Source organism: Adlercreutzia muris, assembly GCF_041223505.1.
GTDB lineage: Bacteria > Actinomycetota > Coriobacteriia > Coriobacteriales > Eggerthellaceae > Adlercreutzia > Adlercreutzia muris.
Genome location: NZ_JBCLQK010000003.1, coordinates 107,711 through 124,849, shown reverse-complemented (window position 1 = coordinate 124,849; position 17,139 = coordinate 107,711). Strand labels below are relative to the sequence as shown.

13 protein-coding genes are annotated in these 17,139 nt (G+C 65.2%); 5 read left to right on the top strand and 8 right to left on the bottom strand.

Annotated elements, in window-relative coordinates:
- Nucleotides 1–118: 118 nt before the first annotated feature.
- From ftsH to rlmD, 5 genes are all read right to left on the bottom strand, one after another.
- Nucleotides 119–2,440 carry an ATP-dependent zinc metalloprotease FtsH gene (ftsH, locus tag AAK988_RS04205; protein ID WP_440132282.1) on the bottom strand — a complete coding sequence of 774 codons (2,322 nt, stop codon included), beginning with the start codon at nt 2,438–2,440 and terminating at the stop codon, nt 119–121.
- Nucleotides 2,441–2,455: 15 nt separating this feature from the next.
- Complete coding sequence (gene hpt, locus AAK988_RS04200; RefSeq protein ID WP_151431125.1) at nt 2,456–3,004, bottom strand: hypoxanthine phosphoribosyltransferase; 549 nt, start codon at nt 3,002–3,004, stop codon at nt 2,456–2,458.
- Between the two features lie 298 nt (nt 3,005–3,302).
- A complete protein-coding gene (locus AAK988_RS04195) occupies nt 3,303–3,983 on the bottom strand; it encodes a Maf family protein (RefSeq protein ID WP_369872962.1) in 681 nt (226 codons plus the stop codon).
- The gene (gene tilS, locus AAK988_RS04190) at nt 3,980–5,212 is read right to left on the bottom strand and encodes a tRNA lysidine(34) synthetase TilS (protein ID WP_369872963.1); all 1,233 of its coding nucleotides are present in this window, start codon (nt 5,210–5,212) and stop codon (nt 3,980–3,982) included. The genes AAK988_RS04195 and tilS overlap by 4 nt, the downstream gene beginning before the upstream one ends.
- Complete coding sequence (rlmD, locus tag AAK988_RS04185) at nt 5,209–6,768, bottom strand: 23S rRNA (uracil(1939)-C(5))-methyltransferase RlmD (protein WP_369872964.1); 1,560 nt, start codon at nt 6,766–6,768, stop codon at nt 5,209–5,211. Before rlmD ends, tilS begins: the two co-directional genes overlap by 4 nt.
- A gap of 44 nt (nt 6,769–6,812) precedes the next feature.
- Here rlmD and AAK988_RS04180 point away from each other — a divergent pair, with 44 nt between their 5' ends.
- A complete protein-coding gene (locus AAK988_RS04180) occupies nt 6,813–7,184 on the top strand; it encodes a phage holin family protein (protein WP_151431117.1) in 372 nt (123 codons plus the stop codon).
- 807 nt (nt 7,185–7,991) lie between these two features.
- Here the strand turns inward: AAK988_RS04180 and AAK988_RS04175 are convergent.
- Nucleotides 7,992–11,219: an ABC transporter ATP-binding protein/permease gene (locus tag AAK988_RS04175; protein WP_369872965.1), complete on the bottom strand. Its 3,228-nt coding sequence runs from the start codon at nt 11,217–11,219 to the stop codon at nt 7,992–7,994.
- Nucleotides 11,220–11,400: 181 nt separating this feature from the next.
- Between AAK988_RS04175 and AAK988_RS04170 the strand changes: the two genes are divergently transcribed.
- From AAK988_RS04170 to trhA, 3 genes are all read left to right on the top strand, one after another.
- The gene (locus AAK988_RS04170) at nt 11,401–11,916 is read left to right on the top strand and encodes a ferritin (protein ID WP_135971553.1); all 516 of its coding nucleotides are present in this window, start codon (nt 11,401–11,403) and stop codon (nt 11,914–11,916) included.
- Between the two features lie 12 nt (nt 11,917–11,928).
- On the top strand, nt 11,929–12,777 hold the full coding sequence (locus AAK988_RS04165) for an epoxyqueuosine reductase QueH (RefSeq protein WP_369872966.1): 849 nt from the start codon (nt 11,929–11,931) through the stop codon (nt 12,775–12,777).
- Between the two features lie 108 nt (nt 12,778–12,885).
- Entirely contained in the window at nt 12,886–13,626 is a 741-nt protein-coding gene (gene trhA, locus AAK988_RS04160; RefSeq protein WP_160324043.1) for a PAQR family membrane homeostasis protein TrhA, read from the top strand.
- Nucleotides 13,627–13,873: 247 nt separating this feature from the next.
- On the opposite strand, the gene AAK988_RS04155 is transcribed toward trhA, so the two are convergent.
- Nucleotides 13,874–14,713, bottom strand: a complete 840-nt coding sequence (locus AAK988_RS04155; protein ID WP_369872967.1) for a deoxyribonuclease IV — start codon at nt 14,711–14,713, stop codon at nt 13,874–13,876.
- 111 nt (nt 14,714–14,824) lie between these two features.
- Between AAK988_RS04155 and AAK988_RS04150 the strand changes: the two genes are divergently transcribed.
- Nucleotides 14,825–15,769: an AEC family transporter gene (locus tag AAK988_RS04150; RefSeq protein WP_369872968.1), complete on the top strand. Its 945-nt coding sequence runs from the start codon at nt 14,825–14,827 to the stop codon at nt 15,767–15,769.
- An 84-nt stretch (nt 15,770–15,853) separates the two neighbouring features.
- Here AAK988_RS04150 and AAK988_RS04145 read toward each other — a convergent pair whose 3' ends face one another.
- A complete protein-coding gene (locus tag AAK988_RS04145; protein WP_369872969.1) occupies nt 15,854–16,981 on the bottom strand; it encodes an aldo/keto reductase in 1,128 nt (375 codons plus the stop codon).
- Nucleotides 16,982–17,139 lie beyond the last annotated feature (158 nt).

Here is a 17,139-nt window from a genome sequence, read left to right as displayed (position 1 = left end):
ATATGACAGCATGAGACAGAAAGCAGGGGGGTGAAAACGGCAAAGCCCCCACAGCAAGAGAGCGCCCCGCAGGGCGCTCTCTCAACTGGAAGGGGTCTAACCGGGGTCGCGCAGGCAACTAGTCGCGCTTATCGGAATCGGGCGCATCGGCCGAGGAGTCCATCTCGTCCTCGCGGTCGATCTCGGCATCCACCTCGGCCTGGGTGGGCATATCGGCGCGGTCGGCACCCTCGGCGGCGGGCCGGTACGGCGCATTCGGATCCTGGTCGCCCGGCTCCACCGGCTCACGGCGCCAGTTCGGGTCGGCCAGGGTCTCGCCGGCGTCGGGGCTGCTGGCAGCAGCGGTCTGGGCGCCTTCCCCGTCGCCCTGGGCCGCCAGAAGCTCGGCGTCCTTGGCCCGGGCTGCGGCCTCCTCGGCCTCCTTCGCGGCGATGATCTCGTCCTCGCGAGCCAGGTACTCGTCCCACTTGTTGTCGAGCAGCGCCTCGCAGGCCTCGCCCTCCACGGTCTCGCGCTCCAGAAGCACGCTGGCCATGAGGTCCATCTGATCGGCATGGTCGGCGAGGATCTTGTGGGCCCGATCGTGGGCCTCCTTCATGATCTTCGCCACCTCCTCGTCGATGCGGCGGGCCGTCTCCTCGGAGTAGTCCTGGGTGTTGCCGTAGTCGCGGCCCAAGAACACCTCGTGGTTGGGCTGGCCGAACACCTGGGTGCCCAAGGGGCTCATGCCGTACTGGGTGACGATGGCGCGGGCCATCTTGCTCGCGCGCTCCAGGTCGTTGGAAGCGCCCGTGGTCACGTCGTCGCAGAAGATCTCCTCGGCCACGCGGCCGCCCATGAACACCGCCAGCTCGTCCTTCATCTCCGAAAGCGAGTTCAGCACCTTGTCCTCATCGGGGATGGACAGCGTGTAGCCGAGCGCGCGCCCGCGGGAGATGATCGAGATCTTGTGCACCGGGTCGGCATGGTCGAGCAGGTGGCCCACCAGGGCATGGCCGCTCTCGTGGTAGGCAATGGTGTGCTTGGTCTTCTCGTTCATCACGCGGCCCTTGCGCTCCGGGCCGGCGATGACGCGCTCCATGGACTCGCTCACCTCGCGCATGGTGATGATCTTCTTGCCGCGACGGGCCGTGAGCAGGGCGCTCTCGTTCATGAGGTTGGCCAAATCGGCACCGGTAAAGCCGGGGGTGATCTTCGCGATCTTGCTCAGGTCCACGTCGCTGCCGATGGGCTTGTCCTTGGCGTGCACCGTGAGGATCTTCTCGCGGCCCTTCACATCGGGGGTGTCCACCACGATCTGCCGGTCGAAGCGACCAGGACGCAGCAGTGCCGGATCCAGCACGTCGGCGCGGTTCGTAGCGGCGATGAGCACCACCGAGTCGTTGGACTCGAAGCCGTCCATCTCCACGAGCAGCTGGTTGAGCGTCTGCTCGCGCTCGTCGTGACCGCCGCCGAGGCCCGTGCCGCGCTGGCGGCCCACCGCGTCGATCTCGTCGATGAAGATAATGGCGGGCGCGGCGTCCTTGGCCTGCTGGAACAGGTCGCGCACGCGGGAAGCGCCCACGCCCACGAACATTTCTACGAAGTCGGAGCCGGAAATGCTGAAGAAGGGCACGCCGGCCTCGCCGGCCACGGCGCGGGCCAGAAGCGTCTTGCCGGTACCGGGAGGGCCCACGAGCAGGCAGCCGCGGGGAATCTTCGCGCCCATGGACTGGTACTTCGCCGGATTCGCCAGGAAGTCCTTGATCTCCTGCATCTCCTCCACCGCCTCATCCACGCCGGCCACATCGGAGAACTTCACATCGGGGCGCTCCTCGGCGGCCTTCTTCGTCTTGGCCTTGCCGAAGTTCATCTGGGAATTGTTGGCCTGCTGCATCTTGAAAAAGAAGAAGAACAGCAGTCCTCCGATGATGATGATGGGCAGCAGCGTGGCGATAATCTCCAGGAAGGGGCTCGGCAGCGTGACCTGATAGGAGATATCGGGGTGCGCCGCCAGCAACTCGCCGAGGGAATCACTGCCCACGTAGGTGGACGTGTAGTTGTGCTCCTTGCCCAGGGTGGCCGGATCCAAGGTGGTGGTGCCCACGCCGGCCAGGCTCTTGCCGTCGGCGTCCTTCTCAGTGGCCATAAGGGCGTTCATGGCGTCGAAGGCGCTGTTGAAGGCATCGGCCGCCGTGGCTCCGGCGGTCACAGCGGGGAAGTAGGTGCCCGACACGGTGTAGTCGCCGGCCGAGTAGGTAACCGATTTCACGCGACCCTGCTCCACGGCCTGGGTGAACTCGGAGGTGATGAGCTGGTCGGTGACCGTGGTGCCCATGGCCCCGGTGCGCATGAACTGGCTGCCCACGAAAAACGCCACGGCCAAAAGGATGACGACCATGACCATGGTGGTACGCGACGACGAGGGCGGAGTGGGGAGTTTCGAATTGTTGTCTGCCATAGTGTCTCTCTGTCTTTACTGGTAAATCTCGGGCTTCAGCACACCGATATAGGGAAGGTTGCGGTAACGCTCGGCATAATCGAGGCCGTAGCCGACGATGAACTCGTCGGGGCATTCGAAGCCCACATAGCGGCACTCGATATCGGCCTGGTTCTCCGTGTTCTTCTTCATGAGCGCGGCCACCGTCATGGACGCCGGTCCCCGGGACTGCAAGTTCTGCATGAGGTACTTCAACGTGAGACCGGAATCGATGATGTCTTCGGCGATGATGACGTGGCGGCCGCGGATATCGGTATTCAGGTCCTTCAGAATGCGCACCACCCCGGAGCTCTTCACGCCATTGCCGTAGGAGGACACGGCCATGAAGTCCATCTCGAGGGGCATGTCGATGGCCCGCACGAGATCGCAGGTGAAGATGGCACCGCCTCGCAGAATGGAGATGACCACGATACCCTCGGGGCCGGCCATCGCGGCGTAATCAGCCGTGATGTTCTCGCCCATCTCGCGCACGCGGTTGGCAAGATCCTGCTCGGAGAAGAGAATCTTCGAAATGTCGTTATGCACGTGAACCACTTTCTTCCCATATCCGGGATGTTTCCCGCGGATAATCCTTGATCGCAGTTCAGTGTACCATTGCCCTCTCCCCCTGCGCCCGCCATGCGAGAACGCAACACAATTGTTTCGTTCGATCTGGGCGCATACCCGAAGGGACTGCCGCAGCGCCCGAGACCCCGCGTCCGGCGGGGCCTCCTTAGATGCGAGCCGGGAGGTGGGGCGGGGCGGCAAGGCCCCCGCGGCGAGCGAGGCGGCAGGATCCCCGCGGCGGGCGAGGCGGCCGCGGGGCCCGGCGAGACGCGTTTTGCTACTTCACTTCCGCCTGAAGCAAGTCCGGGAACTCCCGGATGAGGCGGTCGGCGGGCAGGCCGATGATGGTGTCGAGGGCTCCGTCGTAGTGATCCACGAGCGCGGCCCCCTCGCCTTGGATGGCGTAGGCGCCGGCCTTGTCGAAAGACTCGCCCTTGCCAAGGTAGTCGGCGATTTCCTCGTCGGTCAAGTCACGGAAGGTGACGCGGCTTATATCGGCGAAGGTGCGGAAGCCGAGCGAGATGTCGTCGGTCGCGGGCGCGGAGATCATCCACACCGATACCGCCGTGATGACCTCGTGGGTGCGGCCCGACAGCTGGCGCAGCATGTGCTTCGCATCCGACAGGCTGCGAGGCTTGCCGAAGATCTTCCCGTCGAGCACCACCATGGTATCGGCGCCGATGACGATGAGCATGCCCGTGTAGTTGCCGGCCAGCACTTCCTGCACCACGGCCCCCGCCTTGCGCTCGGCGAGCTTCTTCGCCGCTTCCTCGGGGTTGGCGGCCAGGTCGGGCTCGAGGCTCTCGTCCACCGGGGCTTCGGGCGTGTGCACGATGAATTTCACGCCAGCCTGCTCCAGCAGCTCGCGGCGGCGAGGGCTTCCGCTGGCGAGCACCACCTCGAAGGCGGGGGCGGAAGTCGGGGCGGCGGATTCAGACTGGGGCGCTTCTTCGGTCATGGGGACGTCCTTTCGGGAGGGGTCGGATGAGTGCGGGAGTGCAGGCGCCGCCCTACGAGGCGGTCTCGGGGGGATCGGGGCGCGGCAGCACGTTCGCCGGCCTTTTCCCTGTCGCGCTTGCGACGGGCGCGGAAGTAGGCCATGGGCTCCACGAGCACGCCCTGCTTGTTGGCGCTCACGGCCAGATCGTGCTGGATGTTGGTCACGTACCCGCCGTGTGGCTTGCCCTCGGCAAAGCCGTCGAGCACTGCCTCCACGCTGGCGGTGTCAACCCGGGCGTCGGGGCCGAGCATGGCCTGGAGCAGCTGGAGCACGGCCCGGCGCTGCAGAGGCCGCGCGGCAGCCCCGAAGGCCGGGCGCAGGCGGAAGCCCTCGGAGCGGTCGATGCCGAAGGTGTCGTCCTCGGCCACCCACTCGCTGTCGCGCTGCGCCAGCTCGCCGGCCATTTGCTCCAGCATGTCGTCCTCGTCGGCGATGAGGTTCATGGATCGCACGAGCACCTCGGGCAGCGCCTCGTTCCATTCCTTGCACGGCGGCACCACCTTGTGGCGCACATAGGCGCGGAAACGATCGGTGTGGGCGTTGGTGGCGTCCTCGCGCCAGAGGTTGCCGGCCGCATCACACGCGCAGGGCTCGCCGGCCGCCTCGCGGGCAGCCAGGAAGGCCCGCAGCTCATCGCGGGTCGCATCGAGCAACGGGCGCACCACCGGGCCGTTCTCGTAGCGCATGGAGCGAAAGCCCCCCGGACCGGTGCCCACGATGGAGCGCATGTAGAAGTTCTCGATGCGGTCGTCGGCGGTATGGGCCGTGAAGATGCGCGCCTCGGAGAGCGGGCAGCCCTCATGCTGGCACATCGAGCGCAGCGCCTCATTGGCGGCCAGGTAGCGCTCGCGCCGCGCCACGGCTTCCACGTTCTCACGGGAGCGAGCGGCCTCGGCGGCGATGTCGATGGAGCAGATGAACAGCGGAATGCCCAGCAGCTCGGCCAACGATGAGACGAAGCGCTCGTCGCCGTCGGCTTCCTCGCCGCGCAGCTGATGGTTCACGTGCAGCATGGCCACGGGGCCGATATCGCCCGCGTCGCGCAGGGCCGCGCCCAGGTAGGCCAGGGCCGTGGAGTCGGAACCCCCCGACACCATGAGCAGCACCGCCGCATCGGAGGCGGCCAAGTCGCGGGCCGCGATGGTGGCGCGGGCTTTCTCAAGCGTCTTTTCCAAACAGTCGGTCATTTCTCTTCCTCTCGCAGCGGCTCCTCGGTCGGAGCCGCCGGGTATTCCGATTCGCTCAGACAGTCCTCGCTTTGGGAAAGTGTCCACTGGGCGCTTCCCGTCGCCGCGGAACTCGCTCGGCCGGAACACCCGCCGTCTCCTCCGCGCACGGCTCCCACTGTGGTGGAGCGCTTGGCTTCCCGTTCCAACATCACGATGGATTCCACGTGGTCGGTGTGGGGAAACATGTCGACGGGGCGCACGGTGCGCACGACGTAGCCGGCATCCACGAGCTGGCGCACGTCGCGGGCCTGGGTGGCGGGGTTGCAGGAAATGTACACGATGCGCTCGGGGGCCAGGGTTGCGGCGGCGGCGAGGAACGCGGGCGTCGAGCCGGCCCGGGGCGGGTCCATGAGGAGCACGAGCGGACAGGGACGCTCCCCCGACGCGGCGAGCTCTTCCATGAACGCCGTGGCGTCCTCGGCGACGAACGCGGCGTTTTTCACGCCGTTGTGGCGGGCGTTGCCCGCGGCATCGCAGATGGCCGATTCCACCGCATCAACGCCGATGACGCGGGCGGCTCCCCGCTTGGCGGCCACCAGGCCGATGGTGCCCGTGCCGCAGTAGGCATCGATCACCGTCTCCGCCCCCGTGAGCCCGGCCAAGCGGATGGCCTCGTCGTAGAGCACCTCGGTCTGCGTGGCATTCACCTGGTAAAACGACTGGGATGAGATGCGGAAGCTGAGACCGCAGAGCGTGTCCAGGATGAATCCCGGGCCGTAGAGCACCCGCTCCTTCTCGCCGAGGATCACATTGGTGGCCCGCGTGTTCACGTTCTGCACGATGGTGGTGATCTCGGGCACGCGGCGCACGAGTTCGCGGCAGAAGGACTTCGCCGAGGGGAACTCGTCGCCGTTGGTGACCACCGTGACCAGCACCTCGCCCGACTCGTGGCCCACCCGCACCACGGCGTGACGCACGAAGCCGGTGCCGGCGTCCTCATCGTAGGGCTCCATGCCCCAGCGGGCCATGATGTCGCGGATGGCCAGGGTGACGCGCTTGGCCGTTTCGTTCTCGATGGCACAGGCATCGGTGGGAATGAGGCGATGGCTGCCCGGTGCGTACATGCCCGTGAGGATGTCGTCGCGGGTCAGCCTGGCATCGCCGCCCTTCCCCTTGCCGCCGGCTCGCCGCGCTTTCCCCTTGGCGGGCGCATAGGGCGAGATGACCTTGTTGCGGTAGTGGAAGGACTCTTCCATGCCGATAATCGGCAGCATCGCATCGGCCGGAGCAAGGCCCTCGAAGAGCGCGGCCACGCGTTGCTGCTTGGCCGCCAGCTGCGCCTCGTAGGGCACATCGAGCTGACTGCAGCCGCCGCAACGGCCGAACACCGGGCAGAGCGCGCAGGGGCGGGCGGCGGGGCCGCGTCCCGCTGGGCGAGCCTCCTTGCACCCTTGCGCATCGCCGCGCACCGCTGCGCGGCCGCGATTGACCCCCCGCTTTGCCCGAGGGGCCTTCCCCACCTTGGCGGGGCGGTTACTGGCGCGTTTCGGCTTGTTGTCATGTTTTCTCGTCATAGTCTCATTTTGACATAATGGGGCCATCGGAAAAGGAGGTAATCATGAACTTCATCATTCGCTGGATCGTGACCGCCATCGCCGTGGCCGCCGCCGTGTGGATCGTGCCCGGCATCGACATCATCAGCGCCGATGCCTCATGGGTGGGCATCGCGCTGTTCGCGCTCATCCTGTCGCTTGTCAACATGTCCATCAAGCCGATTTTGCAGGTGCTGTCGCTTCCGGTGACGGTGCTCACCCTGGGCATCTTCTACCTCATTGTTAACACGTTGCTGCTCTACCTCGCCGCCTGGCTCGCCAACGGGCTGTTCGGCGCCGGCTTCTACATCGCCAGCTTCGGCAGCGCTTTTGTGGCCTCCATCGTTATCTCCATTGTATCGGCCCTCGTGAACGGTCTCGTGGGCAACGACGCGTAAACGCGATTCCGAATTCGCCCGAGGGAGTTGGCGAGAATGATCAGGCCGCAAGAGCGGGGGTGCCTCCGCGCGCAGCTCCGTAGCGACGGGAGGTGCCCAGCGGGCGTCTCCCCAACATGAGGGCTGCCGAACATGGAGGCATGGTCCGCCCTCGCGGCCGCACACCCCTGCTCGCTGAGCAGGTGAGCCGTTCGTCTCTGCGGTCTCGAAGGGCCATTCCGGTCCCGGGGAGGGCACCGAAGAGAGGCCCTGTCGGTCCCGGGGAAAGTGCCAAAGAGGGGCCGTACTGGTCCCGGGAGAACACCAAAGAGGGGTTTTCGGCCCTAGGTTTATCATTTTTTGTCCGAAATGACCTCTTTGGTGTCACTTGCGGCGAATTAGTTCGCCACTGGAGCAGTTTGAACTGGGCTTTCTCCAAGTCCTTGCCCCAAAGAGCCCTTTTGCGGCACGGCCAAAAGCACCAAATCGCCCTTCTCGGACATTTTTATCGTCATACTCGTCTCAAAGGCCCTCTTTGGTGCTCACTGCACGCCGAACCAGCGCCGAACCCGTCCCAAACCCGCGCCGAGCCCGCGCTGAATCCGTGCTGAGCCCACGCCAAACCGGACTTTGGCGACTAGAAAAACCTTCTGCGCTCGTCGCAAACCCCGTCTGGTTCCCGGGTGTCGGAGAGACAGTCCGTTCCGAGTGCAAGGCCCGCGCCGCGTGCCGCACCTTATGAGCGGCCGCGCCCGGGGCCGCGCCCGGGCTCGGGCGCAAGGTCCGCGCCGCGCGCCGCACCTCATGAGCCGGCCCCGACGAAACGGCCTATTCTGAGCGCAGGGCCTCCACCGGGTCCTTGCGGGCGGCGGCCATGGCGGGGAACAGGCCCGCTACGAAGGACAGGAACACACTGATGCCCACGAGGATGGCCGCCGCGGTCCAGGGCAGCAGCGCCACATCGGGCACGTCGAGCAGCGAGTACACGAGCGCGTTCACCGGAATGCACACCAGCGCCACGAACCCGACGCCGATGAGGCCCGCCACCAAACCCTCGATAATGGTCTCGGCGTTGAACACTCGGGAGATGTCGCCCTTGCTGGCGCCGATGGCCCGCAGAATGCCGATCTCCTTCTTGCGCTCGAGCACCGATATGTAGGTGATGATGCCGATCATGATGGACGACACCACGAGCGAGATGGCCACGAAGGCGATGAGCACGTAGCTGATCATGTCCACGATGGTAGTGACCGACTTCATGAGCGTGCCCACGAAATCGGTGTAGGAGATCTTCCGATTCTCCTGGCCCTCTTCGATCATGCGATCGTTGTAGCCGTCCAGGATGGCGATGACCCGTTGCTTGTCCTCGAAGTTGTCCGGATAGATGGCGATCTCGGAGGGCTTGGCCAGATCAGCGTAGCCCAGCTTGGCCAAGTTGCCGTCGAAGGAGCGCGTGCCGTCGGTCATAAGCGACAGGATGAGCTCGCGCAGCTCGTCCTCGGTCATGGCCATCTGAAAGGCGTTCTGAAAGGCATCAGCATCCACGGACATGGCCAGGGGAATGTTCGCCTGCAACTGTCCGATGACCCCCTGAACCGCCCTCTCGGTCTTGGATCCGATGATGCCCATGGCCTCTTCCATATAAGAGCCCATGGATTGCTGGATGGCTGCCGAGATCTTTTCTGCCAGCTCCTGCTGCAGGGCGTTGGCATCCACGATCTGGCCGGCGTACTGGCCCGCGAGGGCCTGGAACTCGGCACTGCCCATGTAACTTTGCAGGGTGTCCTGGGCCAGCTGCTGGAAGTCCGGCGGCGCGGCTCCCTCGGCCATGCCGGCCATGGCCTCCTGGTAGGCCGCGCCGAGGGCCTGGGCGTAGCCGGCCATGGCGGCGGCCATCATCTCGCCCATGGCCTCCTGGCTGAACGCCGAGGCCATATCCACATCGAGATCGCTCGGATCCAGGGAGGGCGGAGATGGCAGGTCGCTGGCGGAAAGCCCCCCGCTGATGGAGCTCGTGTCCACGGCGATTTTCGACTCGTCGAACTTAAAGGCATCCTGCAGGGCGTCCTCATCGACCGTGAACAGGGAATCCATATTGAAGCCCGAGGCGTCTTCCTCGTCCTCGGCATCGAATTCCCGGCCGTTGAACACATCGACGGCCGGATCGGCCAGCTGGGCCTGCACGATGGCGGTCTCGCGAGCCTGGTCGATGAGGTGGCGGGTCAACTCGGGCGTGTAGTAGATGCCAATGGACAGCGCCGTGGCCTTCGCGTCGGGCCTGGGCTGTACGACGCCCACGATCTTCAGATCCTCGCCGGCATCCACAAGGGCGCGCATGTAGTCCTCGTCGTCGGTCTTATCCACCCACACCGCATTCTCCTCATCGTAGGTGTAACAATCGGCGGCGGCCACCATCTTGAGCGGCACAGCCATGAGCTCCTCGTAGGTGAACTCCAGCTTGTCGTCAGGGGATACCACCTCCTCCTCGTTCATGAACTGGTCGATCATGTCCTCCAGCACGGCGTGATCCCGCAGACCGAGGGCGTAGGTGACCAGATCGGGCAGAGTGCCGCGCGAGGTGAGCACGATGACGCACTCGTTGTAGGCCTCGGGCCATCGGCCGGCCTTCACGTCGTACTGGCCCTCCACGATGGCGGAATTGCCCATCATCTCGTTGAACACGTTGGTGCTGTACATCGTGGACATGAGCGAGTTGGACGACGAGCCGCCGCCCATACCGAAGGCCTCGAAGGTGGTATCGGGGTTGATCTGGCGCACCTCTCCTTCTGTGTTGCCGGAGAACACCTGGGGCGTCACGTTATAGCGGTACTCGATGGAGCTCACATAGTCGCCCATGCCGTCACCGCCCTCGTCGAAGAACTGCTTGAGCGCGGCCAGGTCGTTGTTCTCCAGACTGGCGAACATGTCGGTGACCATGCGGGTCTCGGGCACCGTGGTGCGGGCCGCCGGGTCGTTCTCGTCACCGTAGGTGCCCCCCTTCACGCCGGCAGCGGCCAGGGCAGCGACCCCGTCGCCACCGGCGCCCGAGGCGTCGTCGGCAGCCCCTTCCCCGTCATCCGCATCGCCGCCCGTGGACATAGTCATGAGTGCGCTCATGTCGAAGCCCGTGGACATGATTTGGAGCGGGTACACCGACAGCGTCTCCTCCTCGGTCTTCTCGATGTAGTTGTCCACGCCGTTGGCCAACGCCAGAATGGCGGCGATGCCCATGATGCCGATAGAGCCGGCGAAGGCCGTCATGATGGTGCGGCCCTTCTTGGTCATGAGGTTGTTGAATGACAGGGCGAGCGCCGTGAGAAAGCCCATGGAGGTTTTGCGGATGGGCTTTTGGGACAGGTGCATCTCCTCTTCCGTGGGGAGGTAGGGGTCCGAATCGCTGCGGATGACGCCGTCGGCCAAGTTCACCGTGCGCGTGGCGTACATGGCCGCGAGCTCCGGATTGTGGGTGACCATGATGACGAGTCGGTCCTGGGCGATCTGGGTGAGCAGCTCCATGATCTGCACCGAGGTCTTGGAATCCAGGGCGCCGGTGGGCTCGTCGGCCAGCACGATCTCCGGGTCGTTGATGAGGGCGCGGGCGATGGCCACGCGCTGCATCTGGCCGCCCGACAGCTGGCTCGGCCGCTTGTTCACGTGGTCGGCGAGCCCCACCGAGGCCAGGGCCTCCTTTGCCCGGCGCGTGCGCTCGGTCTTCCCCACGCCCGACAGGGTGAGGGCCAGTTCCACGTTCTGCAGGATAGTCTGGTGGGGGATGAGGTTGTAGCTCTGGAAGACGAAGCCGATGCGGTTGTTGCGGAAGGTGTCCCAGTCGCGATCCTTGTACTTGTGGGTGGAGATGCCGTCCACGATCATATCGCCGGAATCATAGTGGTCCAGGCCGCCCATGACGTTCAAAAGCGTGGTCTTGCCCGAGCCCGAGGGGCCGAGGATGGCCACGAACTCGTTATCGCGGAACGAGATGGACACATCGTCGAGAGCTACTTGGGTGAAGTCGCCGGTCCGATAGGATTTGCAGATATTCCTCAGCTGCAGCATAGGTCGCACGCTCCCTCTTCTCAAAAATTTCACCCATGGTGCCACAGCGGCGGAGCATGGCCCCAAATAGGACGGATTTTCTCATCGAATTACCGCTTATCTTCACATGATTGAAGCGCTTTGGGGTATCCTGATTGCCGTTTATCAGACCGACCAGCCCTCGGGCTCAGAAAGGACTCCCATGGACGCCAAGGTGTACGAACTCATCAACGACCAGATCAACAAGGAGCTCTACAGCGCCTACCTGTACCTCGCTTTCGCCGACTACTACGAGGAGGAGGGCCTGTCTGGCTACGCCAACTATTTCGAGATCCAGGCCGCCGAGGAGCGCGACCACGCGCTGATCTTCCGCAAGTACCTGCACGAGAACGGCGAGAAGGTGCGCTTGCTGGCCATCGACCAGCCCGAGGTGACCTTCTCGAACTTCCTGGAGCCGCTGGAGGCTGCCATGGAGCATGAGCAGTACGTGACCTCGCTCATCCACGACATCTACGCCGCGGCGCTCGAGGCCCACGACTACCGCGCCCAGAAGTTCTTGGGCTGGTTCATCGACGAGCAGATGGAAGAAGAGGACAACGCCGACACCATGATCACCAACATGAAGCTGTTCGGCGGCGACCCGAAGGGCCTCTACGACCTGGATCGCGAGTGCGCCGCCCGCGTGTACTCGACGCCGAGCCCCCTGGCCGCCGAGTAGAGCCGGGCACTCTTGCAGCGCATCCTGCTACATGCCTGTTGCGGACCGTGCTCCTTGGAGCCGGTCCGCATTTTGCGTTCGGAGGGCATCGAGCCTGTCATCTTCTACGCGAACTCGAACATCCACCCCGCCGAGGAGTACGCTCGGCGCCTGGCCACCCTGCGCGCATGGGCTGCGGAGGAAGAGGTGGCGGTGGCGGAAGGTGCCTACGACGCGAAGGCCTGGGAGGCCGCGGTGGGTCGCATCGGAAACGCGGCCGAAGCCAAGTTCGGCGTGATCTGCGACGAGGAGGGCGACGGGAGAGGCGAGACCGACTCCGAGGCCCGGGCGGCCCGGGAAGGCGACGGGGCCGCAGCCGACGGCCCCTCCGAAGCCCGCATTGCCCGAGAGGCCCGCTGCCGCGCCTGCTACCGACTGCGCTTTACGGAGGCGGCCCGCTACGCCGCCGAGCACGGTTTCGCCGCCCTGGGCACCACGCTTTCCGTGAGCCCCTACCAGTACACCCGCATCATCCGGGAGGAATTGGAGCGGGCCTGCGCACGTGAAGGCATTGAGGCCCACTTCGAGGACTACCGCCCCTTCTACGACGAGGCCACGCGCCGCTCGCGGGAGGGCGGCATGTACCGCCAGAACTACTGCGGCTGCCGCTTCTCCGAGGCAGAGGCCGCCGCCGAGCGGGAAGAGCGCGCCGCCGCCCGCCGCGCCGCCCGCGAGGCCGCGAAGGCGGCCCGGGCCGATGAGCGCGCCGCCGAAGAGGCCGAGCGCGCCCGCAAACGGGCCGAGAAGCGGGCCTACGCCGACAGGCAGGCGAGAAAGCGAGCCGCCCTGAAGGCCCTGCGGGGGCAGCGAGGGGACGAGTAGGACGAGTGGGGGCAGCCCGCGCCTTTCCCCTGCGGTTTACCAATCGTCACCGCGAAAACCGGCCCGCTGGTCTATGATGCGAGGATGCCCCTGCGCAAAGGAGTTTCCATGCCCAACGTCGCCCTCGCCCACCCCCAACTCTCCCCCAACGCCTCGGCAGCCGGAGCCAAAGTCGCCCCCGAGATTCGGGATCTGCTGCGCCGCTCCGGCAAGAAGCCGGTACGCGAGTACACCTTGGGCGAGGAAATTTTCAACGCTGTCACCCATGGCATCGGCGCGGGCCTGGCCGTGGCGGCACTGGTGGTGCTCATCGTGAAGTCGGTGGCCGACGGCGGCGGCATTCTTCTGGCCGCGGCCCTGGTCTACGGCATCGCCCAGCTGGTAGAGTACCTCATGTCAACCCTGTACCACGCCCTGGCGGCCGATGCGGCCAAGCGCGTGTTCAAGGTGCTCGATCACGCGGGCATCTACCTGCTCATCGCCGGCACCTATACCCCCTACTGCCTCATTACCTTGGGCCATGTGGGTGGTCTATGGCTCGCCGTGTTCGTATGGGCGGTGTCCCTCATCGGCATCGCCTGCGAGGCCTTCTGGACCTACCGCCCCCGCTGGATCTCCTCGGTGCTCTACGTGGCCCTGGGCTGGTCTATCGTATTCTTCCTCCCCACCCTGTACGCCCAGCTGCACCCCGTGGGCTTCTGGCTTCTGGCCGCAGGCGGCATCAGCTACACTGTGGGCGCGGTGTTCTACATCTTCAAGAAGGTGCGCTACCTGCACTCCATCTTCCACCTGTTCGTGCTGGCGGCCAGCATCCTGCAGTTCTTCAGCGTGTACTTCTTCGTAATTTAAAACCCGCGACGCTTTTCAACGATGTGACAGGGCGCACCGTGGAAAAGCGTCGCGATCTGCGGCCCTGGGACCTTCTCACCCTTCTTTTCTGCCCCTTTTCCACGATGTGACCGAGCGCATCGTAGATTTGCGGCAGCAGGAGCGCCCCACGCCTCCGCAAACCCTTGCAGCCTGCCCCATATCAGCGATGCGACCGGTCGCATCGGGAAAAAGCGGCAAACAAACCGACGCGGGGAGGCAAAAGCTGTTACCCCCTGGTGCGGGCCGTGCGCAGGGCGGCGATCTCGGCGCCCCAGCCGGCCAGATCGTCCTGGGGCGTTTCCAGAAAGAAGGGCAGGTCGCGCAGGGCCGGATGATTCGTCACGGCGGCCAGGGCCTCGAAGCCGATATGCCCCTCGCCGATGGGGGCATGGCGATCCTTACGGGCACCGAGCGGGTTCTTGGAGTCGTTCAGGTGAATGGCGTGCAGGCGATCGAGGCCGATCACGCGGTCGAACTCCTCCAGAACGCCGTCCAAATTGCCGGCGATGTCGTAGCCGCCGTCCCACACATGGCACGTATCCAGGCACACGCCCACCTTGTCGGAGAGCTCCACCCCATCGATGATGGCGGCCAGCTCCTCGAAGCGGCCACCCACTTCCGTGCCCTTGCCGGCCATGGTCTCCAGCAGAAGCGTGGTGGACTGATCCGGGGAAAGCACCTGGTTCAGGGCATCGGCAATAAGGGCAACGCCCGCTTCTGCGCCCTGGCCCACATGGCAGCCCGGGTGCATGTTGTACAGCTGGCCGGGAGTGTTCTCCATGCGCATGAGGTCGTCGGTCAACAGCTCGATGGCGAACTGGCGCGTCTCGGGCTTGGCCGCCGCCGGGTTCATGGTGTAGGGCGCGTGAGCGAGAAACGTCGCGATGCCGTGGTCGGCCGCAAAGGCGTGGAAGGCCGCCACATCGGCCGGATCGATGGCCTTGGCACGACCGCCCCGTGGGTTGCGCGTGAAGAACTGGAAGGTGTTCCCGTCGATGGACGCGGCATCCTCGGCCATCTTCAGATATCCCTTGGCACTGGACAGATGACAACCGATGGTGAACACGGGGCGATCCTTTCGACGGGGGTAACGTAGCGGCCGCCTAGTATACGCCATCGGCGCACTGCGCCAGGCGTACACTGGGGCGACTTCGCAACAACACGAGAAAGGGCGCTAGTGACCGCGGGCATGATCGGCATATTCCAGGAGATCGTCACATTGTTCGCCATCGTGGGCGTGGGCTATGGCGCCAAGAAGCTGCGGTTCATGAACGACGAGTTCGACCGCATGCTCTCGAAGCTGGTCATCAACATTGCGCTGCCGGGCATGATTTTGGGGTCGGTGCTCACGGCTACCGAGCTGCCCTCGCAGACCGAGGTGTGGCTGTGCCTGGGGCTTTCCGTTGCCAGCAATCTCGTCATGTTCGCCGTGGCCTACGGATTCACGCTGCTTCTGCGCATTCCCGACGGGCACCGCGGCGTGTACCGCTTCATGCTCTGCTTCGGCAATGTGGGTTTCATCGGCTACCCGGTGCTTTCGGCCATCTTCGGGCCGGACGCGCTTATCTACGCCGCCGTGTTCAACCTGCCGTTCAACCTCTTCGTGTTCACCGTGGGCGCGTGGTTCCTCACCCAGGACACCGACGGGGACGTGAAGGTGCAGACCACCTGGCGCACCTTTGTCACACCGGTGATGTTGTCGTGCGTGGCGGCGGTGATCCTCACGCTGACCGGCATCCACTACGCGCCCATCGCAGGCGACGCGCTGAGCACCCTGGGCTCCATCACCACCCCGGCGGCGCTCCTCATCATCGGCTCGTCGCTCGCGAACCTGCCGGTGCGCGAGTTGATCGGCGGACCGCGGCTGTGGACGTGCTCCCTGTTCCGGCTGCTCGGGATGCCGGCCGTCATCTGGGCCGTCTTTCACGGGTTCGTGCCGGCCGGTCTCATGTTCTCGGTGGCCGTAGTGCTCGCGGGCATGCCCGTGGCCACCAACGGCACCATGCTCTGCTACCAGTACGGTGGCAACTCCCGGGTCATGGCCCAGGGCACCTTCGTCACCACCGTGCTGGCCCTGCTGACGATTCCCGTGCTGGCCGGATTCGTCGGCATGGTAGGCTGAGGACATATGCGCGAACTATCTCTTTCCACAGCAGTCGGGAGGGCCACCGCAGCGGCCCTCCCGACTGCAAAGCGCGCGCTTCCCCTACCCCTCGAAGTGGTCCACGGCCTCGGCGAGGCGGGTGATGACGGGAATGGACTGGGGGCAGGCGGCCTCGCAGGTGCCGCACTGGATGCACTTGGACGCGGGGCCCTCGGCGACCTGCCAGGAGTACAGCCCCTTAGCGAACGAGCGGTCCTCGGTGGTCTTCTCCAGGTTCAGCAGGTTCAGGGCCACGGGGATCTTCACGCCCTCGGGACAGTCCTTCACGCAGTAGCCGCAGTTGGTGCACGGGATGAGATCCACGCTGCGCAGGGCGGCCACCACCTCGGCGATAGCATCGCGCTCGGCATCGGTCAGAGGCTTGTGGGTTTGGAAGGTAGCCATGTTGTCCCGCATCTGCTCTAAGGTGGAGGCGCCGGCGAGCACTGTGAGCACACCGGGCAGATCGAGACAGAAGCGGTAGGCCCAGGAGGCCTGGCTCGCCTCGGGGTTCGCCTCGGCGAGCACCGCCGCTCCGCGCTCGGGCAGATTCGCCAAGCGACCGCCGCGCACCGGCTCCATGATGATGACGGGCACGCCGTGCTTGGCCGCCACCTCCATACAGCAGGCCGACTGGGTCACCGGATCGTCCCAATCCAAGTAGTTCACCTGCAGCTGCACGAAGTCCACCTCGGGGTGCGCCGCGAGCAACTCGTCGAGCACGTCAGCGCCGTCGTGCATGGAGAAGCCAACATGGCGGATGAGGCCGTCGACCTTCGCCTTCGCCACGTAGTTCCACATGTCGTATTCGTCGAACTTGGCCGTGCGCGCGCCGCCCAGGTTGTGCAGCAGATAGTAGTCGATGTAATCGACGCCGAGGCGCTCCAGGGAGGTGGGCAGGCACGCCTGGGCCTCCTCCTTGCTCGCGCAGGCCCAGGCCAGACACTTCGTGGCCAGGGTGAAAGCCTCGCGCGGGTAGCGCTCTACCAGAGCCTCGCGCAGGGCCGTCTCAGAAGCGCCGTTATGGTAGACAAAGGCGGTGTCCACATAGGTGCCGCCCCGGGCGATGAACTCGTCGACCATGGTCTTCACGGACTCGATGTCAATGGCCGTGACATCATCGGGGTCGGTCAGGGGCAGGCGCATGGCGCCGAAGCCCAACTTGGCCACGGCCTCGTAAGATGTGGTCATGAATGCTCCTCTCTGATTGCTCTCACCGAGGAGGGTAAACCTTGGAGTCGACTTCAAGTCAAGGAGGTCGCGCGAAAACCCGGCGAGCCTGGGTGAGCGGCGCAGCATTCAGATGCTGGCAGCGGGCAGCGCACCGGGGCGGCTCGCCGGGGCTCAGA

Coding starts and splice junctions, on each gene's coding strand:
- tilS (WP_369872963.1), bottom strand. CDS start 5,212: ATGACCGACTGTTTGGAAAAGACGCTTGAGAAAGCCCGCGCCACCATC.
- AAK988_RS04180 (WP_151431117.1), top strand. CDS start 6,813: ATGAACTTCATCATTCGCTGGATCGTGACCGCCATCGCCGTGGCCGCC.
- AAK988_RS04195 (WP_369872962.1), bottom strand. CDS start 3,983: ATGACCGAAGAAGCGCCCCAGTCTGAATCCGCCGCCCCGACTTCCGCC.
- rlmD (WP_369872964.1), bottom strand. CDS start 6,768: ATGACGAGAAAACATGACAACAAGCCGAAACGCGCCAGTAACCGCCCC.
- ftsH (WP_440132282.1), bottom strand. CDS start 2,440: ATGGCAGACAACAATTCGAAACTCCCCACTCCGCCCTCGTCGTCGCGT.
- trhA (WP_160324043.1), top strand. CDS start 12,886: ATGCCCAACGTCGCCCTCGCCCACCCCCAACTCTCCCCCAACGCCTCG.
- AAK988_RS04175 (WP_369872965.1), bottom strand. CDS start 11,219: ATGCTGCAGCTGAGGAATATCTGCAAATCCTATCGGACCGGCGACTTC.
- AAK988_RS04170 (WP_135971553.1), top strand. CDS start 11,401: ATGGACGCCAAGGTGTACGAACTCATCAACGACCAGATCAACAAGGAG.
- AAK988_RS04145 (WP_369872969.1), bottom strand. CDS start 16,981: ATGACCACATCTTACGAGGCCGTGGCCAAGTTGGGCTTCGGCGCCATG.